We start from the raw sequence: 12,860 nt of genomic DNA on the forward strand, positions 1-12,860 counted from the left end.
AACGTGGAGGCCGCACGTATTTAAATAATTTCCAAACAAACGGTACAGGTAATGATCGTGGAGTACATTATACAAATACAGGCCGCGATACAGTGGGCACAAATACAGGTTTATTTGGAACACAAGGTGCTCAAGGCATTACAGGACGTCAAGGTACTCAGGGTCATGGACAAACGGGATTGACTCGTGGAACGGCTCGTGACAGAGTACATGGAACACAAGGCAATGCTGGAATGGGTCGAGCAGGTTTAACAGGTGGCAACCGTCCAGGAATGGTTGACGAAGATGGTATTTTACGTGGGAGAGCACGTCAAGGTACAGGTGCACTTGGAACAACTCATGGTCACCGTCGTCAAGGGCAAGGAGCTATGAATTTAGAAGCACGTGATCGTGGCAATGTTAATCATGGAACAGCTACACCTAATCGTCAAAATACAGCTGGGCGCGAGAACCGTACGGGAGTTCAACAAGGCGGCCAACGTTCTCAAGGAACAGTGAATTACCATAAAGATTATGATGGTCAAACGGTTCAACGTATTTCACAACGTGTAGATCGTGTAGATGGTGTAGATGACGCTCGTGTTATCGTCCATGATAATGATGTGGTTGTCGGTATTACAGCTGATGATGATGTAACACAGTTAGAAAAGAAGTTGAACGTACAGTAAATGGTTTAGCAGATGGGAAAACAGTTCGTGTCGTTACAGATTCTGATGCGGTTGGACGGATTCGTACAATGGATGACCGTTTAAGAACAGGAGCTGCTTTTGAAGAAGTTGGAGCAACCTTTACGGATATGCTTCAAGACTTAGGAAGAGCTGCTCAAAGACCTTTTGAACGTTCACGTTAATAATTTAGAAAAAGACAGTGGTTCTCCACTGTCTTTTTTATTAGCGAAATTACATAGTGCTTATAGCTGAATGTGATGTGACGATCTTACGTAATTTTTCCATAAAACGAATGATTCATAAATAAGTGGGCAACATTAGCTTAAGAAGCTAATACAATGATATTTTTGTCATGGTGGTGAAGTGCTGATGAAAGAAGTACAACGATCTCAGCGAAAACATGTTTTTTCTTTACTCTTAAGTGTAGGACTAATTTTCTTAGGCTTCCTAATATGGAATTCGGCTGTCATAGAAGGTAGTCAAAAAAATCATTCTGTTACAGAAAGCGTTGATGAATCATTTGAAGTAATGGCTCCTCAAACTGTTAATGTTATTTTAGAACGTGTTTATCTGGATGGAGAAACTAGCCAGGAAGTCATTCAAGAAACAATTTTATCAATGGAAGATTTTTGGGCATTTTATGAAGATTGGGTGTTAGTTGATCAAAATGAAAATGAGTTGATTTTTCGCCAGGAAGTAAATGATATATCGCCGTTATTAAAAGTAAATGGATACTTTGGCATTACAGAAGATGGCATACTTTCCATTTATGAAGGTCAACCGAATGAAGAGAAAGTCATACAATCGTTTTTTCAACTGGATACTGCTAAGTTGAAAAGTCAGCAACACATTCAATTGAGAAAAGGAATTCCTGTTGAAGACTTGAAAAATTACGAAGAAGTTTTGCAAGTGTTTGGACAGTATAAAGCAGTGCGAATGTAGGGGAAAAGGTGGTTTCTATTGAAATCACCTTTTTGTGCTTTAGTCAATCTAATTAGAATAATGTTACATCCAAAAACAGACCTTTTGAGGCGTTCTGTGCTAAAATAGAAATAAATGTTCGCATTGGAGAGGGAGATTTATCATTGATTGAATATGTTTTTGGGAAATTAGTTGATATAGAAACGCAATACATCGTAATGGATGTAAATGGGATGGGCTACCAAATTTATTGTCCAAATCCTTATCGTTTCCAAAGTCAGGTAGAACAGACGATTCGTGTTTATACCTATCAATATGTCAGGGAAGACATATTACGTTTGTACGGTTTTGAGTCAAAAAAGGAGCGTGCTTTGTTTGAGAAGTTGTTAAACGTTTCTGGTATTGGACCAAAGGGTGCCTTAGCGATTTTGGCCACCGGCGAACCTGAGCATGTTGTTCATGCAATTGAAGAAGAAGATGAAGCGTTTTTAGTGAAATTTCCTGGAGTAGGAAAGAAAACGGCAAGACAAATTATCTTAGATCTAAAAGGGAAACTTGATGATTTTGCTCCAAATTTATTTAATCAAGGCAAGGAAGTCTTACAAGTTAAAAAAGGCAAGATTGAAAATCAAGCCCTAGAAGAGGCGTTCGAAGCATTACAAGCTCTAGGTTATGTAGAGAGAGAATTAAAGAAGGTGCGTCCGGTTTTAGAAAAGGACGATATGACAACAGATGCTTACATTAAAAAAGCTTTACAGTTATTATTAAAGGTGTAAAAAGGAGGGATGAAGATGGATGAACGAATGGTTTCCGCTGAAGAACAAGGATTGGAAGATTCTCTCGATCAGCAAGTCCGTCCCATTACACTCCACCAATACATAGGTCAAGAAAAAGTAAAGAAGAACCTTGAAGTGTTTATGGAAGCGGCGAAAATGCGTGAAGAATGCCTAGATCATGTTCTGTTATACGGACCACCTGGGCTAGGGAAGACGACATTATCGGGGATTATCGCCACTGAGATGGGTGTTCAAATGAGGACTACCTCTGGTCCGGCCATAGAAAGGCCTGGAGATTTGGCAGCTATCTTAACAGCTCTTGAACCTGGAGATGTGTTATTTATAGATGAGATTCACCGTTTAAATAGGATGGTTGAAGAAGTTCTCTATCCTGCGATGGAAGATTTTTGCTTAGATATTGTCATTGGGAAAGGACCAACTGCCAGATCAGTACGATTAGATTTACCACCTTTTACTCTTGTTGGTGCAACAACAAGAGCAGGGATGTTATCAGCTCCATTGCGTGATCGTTTTGGAGTACTGGCAAGGTTAGAATATTACACAGAAGATGAGCTAGCCATTATCGTTAAAAGAACGGCTGAAATTTTTAATACGGAAATTGATGAGGAAGCGGCTGATGAAATAGCTAGGCGCTCTCGGGGGACGCCACGAATTGCGAACAGATTGCTAAGGCGTGTTCGTGATTTTGCTCAAGTCAAAGGAGACGGGATCATCACCCTGCTATCGCTCAAACTTCTTTAGAACAATTACAAGTCGACCGGTTAGGACTTGATCATATTGACCATAAATTATTATATGGGATGATTGAAAAATTTCGGGGAGGTCCCGTTGGTCTTGATACCATTTCCGCAACAATCGGAGAAGAGCCTGATACAATTGAAGATGTGTATGAACCTTACTTATTGCAAATTGGATTTATTCAACGAACACCACGTGGGCGAGTTGTAAGTCCAGCCTGCTATGAACACTTTAAACTGGAGGTTCCAAATCAATGAATTTTCCGAAAGTATTAATTACGGTCGGTATTCTTTGTATCGTTATTGGCGTATTATGGTTACTAATTGGTCGGTTTATCCCCTTGGGGAAACTGCCGGGTGATATTTTAATTAAACGAGAAAACTCAACCTTTTATTTTCCGATTGTCACAAGCATTGTGATCAGCATTTTATTATCGTTGTTCTTTTTTATTTTTGGCAGGTTCCGTTAATATTTGCGTCAGAGACCGAGTTTAGGTATGATAACAAAGATATAAAAATGTTTTCATTAGGTTATTTCGCAATGATTGTTGCAAACATTATTCTCATAGTGCAGGAGTCGGCCCCCCATCCCGTCCGCTTTGTTGAGAGGATAGAAATTCCCAGAGAAAACAAAGTCTAACGACGTTTCAGATGAATTAGAGTATTTCCAACAGTGATCTCTGTTGTTAACAAGTTAAAGATAAGTAAAAGTAACCCTAGCAGGGGAATGAAACGTAGACTCCTGCGGGACCAGTGACCCACGTGTGAGACCCCGCAGGCGACAGCCGAGGAGGCTCACCGGGCACCCGCGGAAAGCGGAGTGTTATTCCCCTGCGGCAGTTAGGCACTTTTCAGTGGCCCAAATAGTGGTAGGGCCGCTACCCTACAGGCGCAGTGCTTAGGCGAGGAGGCTCGGCCCCTCCTTGCGGGTGCGAGTGGTTGGAGCGCAATGGAGCCAATAAAGAATTTAGAAATATTTGGATAAATCGAACGGATATTTATTTGAAAAAGGTGACTAAAGCATGAATGTAGAAGAATTTGATTTTGACTTACCTGAAGAACTAATTGCTCAGACGCCGCTCCCGGATAGGACGGCGTCTCGTTTGCTTGTGCTAGATCGCAAAACGGGCGAAACGAAAGACCGTAATTTCCTCTCCATTATTGATGAGCTTCATGAAGGAGACTGCTTGGTTTTAAATGACACCCGTGTTTTACCAGCAAGGTTATATGGTCTGAAAAAAGAAACCGGAGCAAGCATAGAAGTTCTTCTGTTAAAACAGTTGGAGAACGATCAGTGGGAGACACTGGTTAAGCCGGCTAAACGGATTAAAGAAGGTTCTGTCATTGAATTTGGTGATGGACGGTTAACGGCTACATGTATAGGTGAAGAAGAACATGGTGGACGCATATTACAAATGAGTTATAAAGGAATTTTTCATGAAATTTTAGATGAATTAGGGGAAATGCCTTTGCCTCCATATATTAAGGAGACTCTTCCTGATCAAGAGCGGTATCAAACGGTCTTTGCCAAAAACCGTGGATCAGCTGCAGCACCTACTGCAGGACTACATTTTACGAAGGATTTGCTGCAAGCTATCGAGGAAAAAGGTGTTCATGTTGTTTACATTACTCTACATGTCGGATTAGGAACGTTTAGACCGGTTAATGTTGAAAACATTGAAGAGCATGAGATGCATGCAGAGTTTTATCAAATGAGTGAAGAGACAGCCGAGATACTTCGGACAGCCCGGAAAAAAGGTGGAAAAATTGTTGCGGTCGGAACAACTTCTGCTCGTACATTAGAAACAATTGTCAAGGAACATGGAACCTTCCAAGAGGCATCAGGATGGACATCGATTTTTATTTATCCGGGGTATGAAGTTCGTGGATTTGACGGTTTACTAACGAATTTTCATTTGCCGAAATCAACGTTAGTGATGCTTGTTAGTGCTTTTGCTACGAAAGATTATATTTTGCATGCATATCGGCATGCTGTAGAAGAAAAGTATCGTTTCTTTAGTTTTGGCGATGCGATGTTCATTCGATAGAGCTAGGAGGAATAATGATGGCAGCAATAACATATGAACATATTAAGACATGTAAACAATCAGGTGCGCGTTTAGGACGAGTTCATACACCACATGGTTCGTTTGAGACTCCTATTTTTATGCCAGTTGGAACATTGGCGACGGTGAAAACAATGAGCCCTGAAGACCTATATGATATGAATGCGCAAATTATATTGAGCAATACATACCATTTATGGCTAAGACCAGGGCATGACATTGTGAAAGAGGCAGGTGGCCTTCATAAATTTATGAATTGGGAAAGGCCCATCTTAACAGATTCCGGTGGATTTCAGGTCTTTAGTTTAAGTGATCTGCGTAGGATAGAAGAAGAGGGTGTTCATTTCCGAAATCACTTAAATGGAGACAAGTTGTTTCTTAGTCCTGAAGGGGCTATGGAGATCCAAAATGCTCTTGGTTCTGATATTATGATGGCGTTTGATGAATGTCCTCCGTATCCAGCCGAGTATGACTATATGAAGAAGTCTGTAGAACGGACAAGTCGTTGGCAGAACGTTGTTTGACAGCACACGCACGTCCAAAAGATCAGGGATTATTCGGGATTGTTCAAGGTGGAGAATACGAGGAATTACGAAAACAGAGTGCAAAAGATTTAGTGTCCCTCGATTTTCCTGGTTACGCAATTGGTGGCTTATCTGTAGGAGAACCAAAAGATGTCATGAATCGTGTACTTGAATTTACGACGCCTCATTTACCGGAAAATAAACCGCGTTACTTGATGGGTGTTGGATCAGCTGATTCATTAATTGATGGAGCCATAAGAGGAATTGACATGTTTGATTGCGTTTTGCCAACACGAATTGCTCGTAACGGGACACTGATGACAAGTACAGGTAGGCTCGTTGTGCGGAATGCGAAATATGCCCGTGACTTTAGGCCGTTAGATGAAAATTGTGATTGTCATGTTTGTCAGAATTATTCACGAGCTTATATTCGTCATCTGATTAAATGTGAAGAAACGTTCGGATTTAGATTGACCTCTTATCATAATCTTTATTTCCTGTTAAACTTAATGGAGCAGGTGAGACAAGCGATAAGGGAAGATCGTTTACTTGATTTTAGAGAAGAGTTTTTTGAGCAATATGGTTTTAATAAACCAAATGCCAAAAATTTCTAATGAATAAAATCTTCAATCTTCAGATGTGTCTCGAGGCAAGAGTGTAGCGCTTCCAAACAAAGAAAGTGTTGGAGTAAATGAGCTTTTCTTTTTATTAATGAAAGGGGGGAAAATAAATGGAAATGGTTGGAACATTATTACCACTAATTTTAATGTTTGCGATTTTTTACTTCTTACTAATTCGTCCACAACAAAAGAAACAGAAGGCGATTCGCGAAATGCATAATGCACTTCAACGTGGCGATAAAATTATCACAATTGGTGGCCTACATGGAACAATTGATGCAGTTGACGAAGACACGATTGTTCTTCTAGTAAATGATAACCGCAAACTTACATTTGATCGTGCAGCGATCCGTGAAGTGGTTAATCCTGATTGATACATAAGAAAGCGCAGCGAACATCGCTGCGCTTTCTTTATTTATTACTACTTACATTCACTCCAATGATTCCTCCAATTGCTGCGGCGAGAAGGTAGCCTGCATGATAGAGATACTGTTCATTTGTGAAGGTTGTATTATACCCTAAATATTGAATGAAAAAAGTGAGCAGTGAGAATAAAATGGCGGTGCAAGCACCCGCAATCCATCCTTTTTCTTTTGCTTTTGCACCTGAAATGATTCCCCCTAAAAACATTGAAACAAAAGCCACAGCTGTAATCACCCATTTAACAGAATGCTCCGTTAAAGAAGTAAAAGACAGGATCATAGATACAACCAGGCTAAATGATAAAGCAATGACTAAAATGGTTGTTAACCCAAACAAAACGGCAGGAAAAAATCCTCGATAAGCCAATTTTCCTCTCTCCTTTCAAAATGAAAAATAAAAAGCTATTTACTACAGCTTATTCAGGCTTGTATTAAATAGACGCAAAATTTGCTTGTCTTAGAAAACGGACATGTTTTCTTTAAGCTTGTCATAGGATGTTAGAAATGCGAGGAGAGGAGAACGGTTATGGGGGTAACCTTAGCTTTAGTTATTTTTATTTTTAGTTACTTTTTTATTATTACAGAGAAGCTAAATCGAGCGGTCATTGCCTGTTTTGGTGGTGTCCTTATGCTTGTTTTTGGTGTATATGAGATAGATGTTGCTTTTTTGCACCATATTGATTGGCACACCATTACACTATTGCTAGCGATGATGATTTTGGTTTCTATTACGAGCCAAAGTGGTTTTTTTGAGTATGTTGCGGTCTCACTAGCTAAATGGGTGGGCGGGAGACCAATCCCTTTACTTGTTGTAATTTCATCCTTAACGGCATTTGGGTCAGCTTTTTTAAACAATGTAACAACCGTTTTGTTAATTGTCCCCATTATTTTTACGTTAACGGCATTATTAAAGCTCCCAGCTGTCCCATTTTTAATCTCACTTGTTATGGCTTCAAACATTGGAGGTACCGCGACGTTAATTGGTGATCCGCCAAATTTAATGATTGGGCAAGCTGTCGAGCATTTAACGTTTAATGATTTTCTTATTCATTTAAGTCCGGTTGTCGTAATTATTTTCGCTGTTGTCATGGCAGGACTCGTTGGATTGTATCGTAAACAATTAGTGGTGACAAAGGAGGATCAAGCGAAATTATATGCTATTAACCCAACTACATATATTAAAGATCGAAAGCTGCTAATCAAATCGGTGTCTGTCTTAACGTTAACAACCATTGGTTTTGTTCTTCAGCCTTTCCTTCATGTAGATTTGACAAGTATCGCGATGGTAGGTGCGCTGCTTCTCATGCTTATGACACATGAAGAGCAAGATATGGAGGAAGTGTTTCGTTCAGTAGAGTGGGTTACCCTCTTTTTCTTTATTGGTTTATTTTTACTCGTTGGTGGACTAAAAGAAGTAGGAATCATTGATGAAATAGCCAAAGCCATTATTTATTATACAGAAGGCGATTTACCGAAAACGGCGTTGTTTATACTTTGGGGATCAGGAATTTTATCTGGATTTGTTGATAACATTCCATTTGTCGCTGCGATGATTCCTGTTATTTTAGAGTTTCAGGAATATGGAATGAGTAATTTAGATCCACTGTGGTGGGCTTTAGCGCTAGGGGCTTGCTTAGGTGGGAATGCAACCATTATTGGAGCAACAGCGAACGTTATTGTGGCGGGGATGGCTGTAAAAGCAAAACATCCATTTAGTTATTGGGAGTTTTTAAAGGTAGGCTTTCCAATTGCGATTGTCTCTTTTATTATTTCAACGGTTTATTTATATATCCGCTATTTGGCTGACTTTATGTAGAGACTTCCAAAAGCTTCAAATCATGTTGATTTCCTTCCTGGTCATACTAACCTATAGATAGAGGGCTCTGAAAAAGGTCGATTTTTACCTTATTCAGATCCCTCCTATAGATATGGTTAGAGACACAAGGAAGGAGAATTCGATGGATTACATGACGATCATGCTACGGACGATATTCATCTATTTTATCATCCTCTTTGTGCTTCGCTTTATGGGCAAACGTGAGATCGGACAACTATCAGTACTTGATTTTGTTGTCTCCATTATGATTGCTGAACTCGCAGTGGTGTCGATTGAAAATATCGAAGTCCCAATGATGTATTCCATCATTCCGATTGTTATTCTTTCCACCATACAAATTATGTTGGCCCTCATTTCTTTAAAAAACAATCATTTACGAAAACTAATTGATGGCAAACCTTCTGTGTTAATTAATGAAGGGAAAATAGATGAAGGAGAAATGAGAAAGCAACGATATAATTTTGATGATTTGCTTGTGCAATTACGTCAAAATAAAATAAGTAAATTGTCGGATGTGGAATTTGCCATATTGGAGCCATCTGGAAAGTTATCTGTCATTGAAAAAAGAGAAGATGAAGGTGATGACTATACCCCTCGGCTTCCACTTCCACTTATCTTAGACGGGAAGATTCAATATGAGCATCTTGAGCAAATTAACCAAACTCAACTATGGCTTCGTCAACAAATGAGGAAGCTTGGATATAAAGAAATTAAGAAGATTTCCTATTGCGCACTAAAAGACCGTGATACTTTTTTTGTTGATTTAAAAGATGAAAGATGAAGTCGGTACCTGTTTTTTTTATGTGGGCTGGCTTCATTTTTTGTTAGCTGTTTTACCAAATTCGTTCCATTGCGCTGAAGCCACTCGCTTTCCGCGGGGAGGTGTCGAGCCTCCTCGGCTGCGCCTGTGGGGTCTCGACCTTACCTCTATTTCCCGCAGGAGTCGAGTGGCTTCCGCTCCATTTCACTATGAGAATCAACGTTTACAATCACTTTATATAAAAAGCTGTTGATCAACGTTTTGATTGATCAACAGCATTTATTATGTTCTTGGAAGTAACGAGCTTAACCATTTTCCAATAAAGGGGATACGGATCGCTTCTTCTTGTTTGACAAGACCTAGCAAGAACATAAGTACACAGTAAAACAGTCCAGTCATACTAATGGCTAGCAATGTATGCCATAGCTTGGGCAGTGTTGTAAAGGCATAATTCGCACATAAAAACCCAACAGCAGTAGAACCCACAATAAGGACAACTGATTTTACGACCATTTTTGTATCAATGGTAAAACTAATGGTCTTTGCAATCGATGCGAAATGGAGTAACGTTACTAAGACAAATCCAATAACGACAGCCAATGCGGCCCCCATAATGCCGAGCTCTGGTCTTGAAGCTAAAACAAAGATAGCGGCCATTTTAACGACGGCTCCAAATAAACTATTCATCATCGCAGCTTTTGCAAGGTCGAGAGCTTGTAAGGCTGCTTGTAAAGGACCCTGGAAATATAAAAAGATGCTAAATGGTGCCATAAGTGTTAAATAGGTTGCAACGGTTGGGGCACCGTACATTAAGTCCATTATCGGTTCAGCAAACACATAAAGCACAACGGCTGAAATTCCCCCCGACAAAAGAGCGAGTCGCAATGCTTGATTGAGTCTGTGATGAATCGTCTTATAATGATTTCTCGCTAAAGCTTCACTAATGGCAGGGACGAGTGAAACGGACAGGGAATACGTAATAAAAGTTGGAAGCAATAAGACTGGAATAACGAATCCTGCTAGTTCGCCGTACTGCCTTGTTGCCATTACAGTCGCAACTCCTGCTAGAGCTAAGCTTTGGGCAACAATGATCGGTTCAAAAAACAATGAAATTGATCCAATTAAGCGGCTTCCTGTGGCTGGTAATGAGATAGCCATAATATCTTTTAACGTTTGTTTTCCCTCTTTCGCGTACGAGAAAAAATCACGGCGAACACGGAAACGTTTATTCCGTTTAAACATAAAAATCATATACACCAAAGAGGCAAGTTCACCAATGACGACCGAAGCCATCGCTCCTGCCGCAGCGTATTCAACTCCCATTGGCAGAAACGCACTTGTCATCACAGCAACGAGAGTGATTCGGACAACTTGCTCAATGACTTGAGAGTAGGCAGTAGGCTTCATATTTTGGCGGCCTTGAAAGTATCCCCTCATGATTGAGGACAGGGCAACAATTGGTACAATTGGGGCAATGGCTATTAAAGGATAGAGAGCCCTTGAATCTGTTAAAAGAGTATTTGCTACAAACGGAGCAAACGCAATCATCGCTATCGTGAAGATCACACTAAGAATGCTTGTAATCGTAAGTGAAACGACTAAGATCTTTTTGATTCGTTTTCGATCTTGTTGAGCTTCAGCTTCAGCAACAAGCTTTGAAATAGCAACAGGTAACCCTAATTGGGTCAAGGTAATAACAAGAAGAAGGGTAGGGACGGCCATTTGATAAAGACCAACACCTTCAGCCCCCATAATTCTTGCTACCACAATTTTATTCACAAAGCCTAGCAGTCTTGTAATTAGGCCTGCAATAATTAAAATAAGTGCTCCTTTTAGAAATGTTTGCTTCGTCATGTATAGCCCCTACCTTCATAAAAAAATGATGGATATTTTGCGTTATTATTTATATGCTTAGTAGTGGGTCAAGCATGACAAGTAGTTTCTGCATTCAATTCAACTTTAGAGAGGGCGGATTATGTGAAAGAAGCAATTAAACAGTTTGTTTTTGATCATTTTGGTTTTTTGCCACCGGAATTAATGGTTGTGTTGATATCTGCTTTGCCAATTTTGGAGTTGCGCGGCGGAATCCCCGTTGCTCATCAACTCGGTTTATCTTACTGGGAAGCTTTAATTTATGGAATTGGGGGGAATTTGCTACCGATTCTACCAATCTTGCTCCTTTTTCAACCAATTAGTAGGTGGTTTTTAAGGTTTGCAGTCTATAAAAGGTTTTATGAATGGTTATATAATAGAACGATGAAAAAAAGTGACAAAGTCGAGAAGTTTGGGGCGATTGGGTTGATTTTATTTACAGCGATCCCTTTGCCGACAACAGGAGCTTACTCTGCTAGTCTTGCAGCTATTTTGTTTTTCATTCCGATTCGCTTTGCGTTTCTTGCCATTACAACAGGAGTAGTGATTGCAGGTTTTGCGATTGCAAGTATCATGTATTCTGTATTTTAATTAGGGCAGTAAAAAAGTCATTTTCTCTCTTTTTTAGTGTCTTCATTTTATTTAGGAGGAGTTTTGATGGAGAAACAACAATTTGAAGTATGGCGGAGTGATGTACAGCCCGCCTTAGCAAGTAAAGTTGATGAATTTCACTTTCTTGGATATGACCGGGCAACGGATAATCAAATTTGGGAGTGTGTGCTTTATCAATTAAGAAAACAGAAGGAATTTATTCATATTAATCAATTTGTAAATGAACTTTTGACGTTGAAGCCACAAACGTATATGACTTGGTTAACGATTCATGCCTACAAAGACCCAACGGATTGGTTTAGCGAGATGGAAAAAACGTCTGAAGGGTAACCAATCCCTTTACATACCTTTGCCTTCTGAGAAAAGGTATTCCCAGAAGGCAAAGGTAAAAAATATTGATTTTATAATAAATTGACAGAGATTTTCAAGGAAAGCTATAATAGGACTATTGTGTCTATGAAAGGTGAAATGGACAAGCAGTCTGTTTCAAAAAGGAGGCCGAAAAGGAATATGGTGAAAAAAGGTAGGATTTTCGCTTTTTTCCTTATAGTTGCCATTCTCGCAGGATTAATTAGTACAACTGTGATGGGAATTGCAAAGGAAATTAAGCTAGGTCTGGACCTCCAAGGTGGGTTTGAGATTCTATATGAAGTAAAACCAGCTCACGAGGGTGATGTGATTGATAACGAAGCATTACGAGCAACGGTAAGTGCTCTTAATCAAAGGGTCAATGTATTAGGAGTTTCTGAACCAAATATACGCATTGAAGGAGATGACCGGATTCGAGTTCAACTTGCGGGTGTGGCAGACCAGGCAACAGCACGTGAGTTACTCGCAACGGAAGCGAGTTTAACGATACGAGATGTGTATGATGAAGTATTAGTAGATGGAGCAGATTTACGTCAAAACGGGGCAAGTGCGTCGTTTCATCCAGATACAAATGAGCCTATTGTAACGTTAACACTAGATGACGCACGTCAAATGGAGCAAATCTCAAGAGAGATGCTTTCAAGGCCACCTAGAC

Annotated in this window: 11 protein-coding genes and 4 pseudogenes; 13 read left to right on the top strand and 2 right to left on the bottom strand. The window is 39.9% G+C overall.

Annotated features, from left to right (window positions below; genetic code table 11):
- The first annotated feature begins 368 nt into the window (after nt 1-368).
- The 8 genes and pseudogenes from JCM9140_RS25175 to yajC all read left to right on the top strand — a co-directional run bounded on the left by JCM9140_RS25175 (nt 369) and on the right by yajC (nt 6,707).
- Nucleotides 369-850 (top strand): annotated as a pseudogene (locus JCM9140_RS25175) (YhcN/YlaJ family sporulation lipoprotein).
- A 187-nt stretch (nt 851-1,037) separates the two neighbouring features.
- Nucleotides 1,038-1,610: an intercompartmental signaling factor BofC gene (locus JCM9140_RS08560; protein ID WP_034744988.1), complete on the top strand. Its 573-nt coding sequence runs from the start codon at nt 1,038-1,040 to the stop codon at nt 1,608-1,610.
- Nucleotides 1,611-1,753: 143 nt separating this feature from the next.
- A complete protein-coding gene (ruvA, locus tag JCM9140_RS08565; RefSeq protein ID WP_034744990.1) occupies nt 1,754-2,365 on the top strand; it encodes a Holliday junction branch migration protein RuvA in 612 nt (203 codons plus the stop codon).
- Between the two features lie 15 nt (nt 2,366-2,380).
- A pseudogene (gene ruvB, locus JCM9140_RS08570) lies at nt 2,381-3,381 on the top strand (Holliday junction branch migration DNA helicase RuvB).
- On the top strand, nt 3,378-3,593 hold the full coding sequence (locus JCM9140_RS08575) for a DUF2905 domain-containing protein (RefSeq protein WP_034744992.1): 216 nt from the start codon (nt 3,378-3,380) through the stop codon (nt 3,591-3,593). Before ruvB ends, JCM9140_RS08575 begins: the two are co-directional and overlap by 4 nt.
- Before the next feature lie 552 nt (nt 3,594-4,145).
- A complete protein-coding gene (gene queA / locus JCM9140_RS08580) occupies nt 4,146-5,171 on the top strand; it encodes a tRNA preQ1(34) S-adenosylmethionine ribosyltransferase-isomerase QueA (RefSeq protein WP_034744994.1) in 1,026 nt (341 codons plus the stop codon).
- Between the two features lie 17 nt (nt 5,172-5,188).
- Nucleotides 5,189-6,327: pseudogene (gene tgt, locus JCM9140_RS08585) on the top strand (tRNA guanosine(34) transglycosylase Tgt).
- Between the two features lie 116 nt (nt 6,328-6,443).
- The gene (gene yajC, locus JCM9140_RS08590) at nt 6,444-6,707 is read left to right on the top strand and encodes a preprotein translocase subunit YajC (protein WP_034744996.1); all 264 of its coding nucleotides are present in this window, start codon (nt 6,444-6,446) and stop codon (nt 6,705-6,707) included.
- A 37-nt stretch (nt 6,708-6,744) separates the two neighbouring features.
- Here yajC and JCM9140_RS08595 read toward each other — a convergent pair whose 3' ends face one another.
- Nucleotides 6,745-7,122: a TIGR04086 family membrane protein gene (locus JCM9140_RS08595; protein WP_034744998.1), complete on the bottom strand. Its 378-nt coding sequence runs from the start codon at nt 7,120-7,122 to the stop codon at nt 6,745-6,747.
- A gap of 159 nt (nt 7,123-7,281) precedes the next feature.
- Here JCM9140_RS08595 and JCM9140_RS08600 point away from each other — a divergent pair, with 159 nt between their 5' ends.
- Together JCM9140_RS08600 and JCM9140_RS08605 are read left to right on the top strand one after the other, a co-directional pair.
- Nucleotides 7,282-8,571, top strand: coding sequence for an ArsB/NhaD family transporter (locus tag JCM9140_RS08600; RefSeq protein ID WP_034745000.1), 1,290 nt, complete (start codon nt 7,282-7,284; stop codon nt 8,569-8,571).
- 142 nt (nt 8,572-8,713) lie between these two features.
- Nucleotides 8,714-9,373 carry a DUF421 domain-containing protein gene (locus JCM9140_RS08605; RefSeq protein WP_034745002.1) on the top strand — a complete coding sequence of 220 codons (660 nt, stop codon included), beginning with the start codon at nt 8,714-8,716 and terminating at the stop codon, nt 9,371-9,373.
- Nucleotides 9,374-9,634: 261 nt separating this feature from the next.
- Here JCM9140_RS08605 and spoVB read toward each other — a convergent pair whose 3' ends face one another.
- Nucleotides 9,635-11,206: a stage V sporulation protein B gene (gene spoVB / locus JCM9140_RS08610; protein WP_034745004.1), complete on the bottom strand. Its 1,572-nt coding sequence runs from the start codon at nt 11,204-11,206 to the stop codon at nt 9,635-9,637.
- A 123-nt stretch (nt 11,207-11,329) separates the two neighbouring features.
- Here spoVB and JCM9140_RS08615 point away from each other — a divergent pair, with 123 nt between their 5' ends.
- From JCM9140_RS08615 to JCM9140_RS08625, 3 genes and pseudogenes are all read left to right on the top strand, one after another.
- Nucleotides 11,330-11,815 (top strand): COG2426 family protein, encoded by a 486-nt coding sequence (locus tag JCM9140_RS08615; protein ID WP_060483503.1) that lies wholly within the window; start codon nt 11,330-11,332, stop codon nt 11,813-11,815.
- Nucleotides 11,816-11,881: 66 nt separating this feature from the next.
- The gene (locus JCM9140_RS08620; protein ID WP_235715309.1) at nt 11,882-12,166 is read left to right on the top strand and encodes a post-transcriptional regulator; all 285 of its coding nucleotides are present in this window, start codon (nt 11,882-11,884) and stop codon (nt 12,164-12,166) included.
- Between the two features lie 180 nt (nt 12,167-12,346).
- Nucleotides 12,347-12,860, top strand: a pseudogene (locus JCM9140_RS08625) (protein translocase subunit SecD); the annotation flags it as partial.

The sequence above is a fragment of the Halalkalibacter wakoensis JCM 9140 genome (assembly GCF_000513095.1).
Lineage (GTDB): Bacteria > Bacillota > Bacilli > Bacillales > Bacillaceae_D > Halalkalibacter > Halalkalibacter wakoensis.

Coding starts and splice junctions, on each gene's coding strand:
- JCM9140_RS08575 (WP_034744992.1), top strand. CDS start 3,378: ATGAATTTTCCGAAAGTATTAATTACGGTCGGTATTCTTTGTATCGTT.
- JCM9140_RS08560 (WP_034744988.1), top strand. CDS start 1,038: ATGAAAGAAGTACAACGATCTCAGCGAAAACATGTTTTTTCTTTACTC.
- spoVB (WP_034745004.1), bottom strand. CDS start 11,206: ATGACGAAGCAAACATTTCTAAAAGGAGCACTTATTTTAATTATTGCA.
- JCM9140_RS08605 (WP_034745002.1), top strand. CDS start 8,714: ATGGATTACATGACGATCATGCTACGGACGATATTCATCTATTTTATC.
- yajC (WP_034744996.1), top strand. CDS start 6,444: ATGGAAATGGTTGGAACATTATTACCACTAATTTTAATGTTTGCGATT.
- JCM9140_RS08620 (WP_235715309.1), top strand. CDS start 11,882: ATGGAGAAACAACAATTTGAAGTATGGCGGAGTGATGTACAGCCCGCC.
- queA (WP_034744994.1), top strand. CDS start 4,146: ATGAATGTAGAAGAATTTGATTTTGACTTACCTGAAGAACTAATTGCT.
- JCM9140_RS08600 (WP_034745000.1), top strand. CDS start 7,282: ATGGGGGTAACCTTAGCTTTAGTTATTTTTATTTTTAGTTACTTTTTT.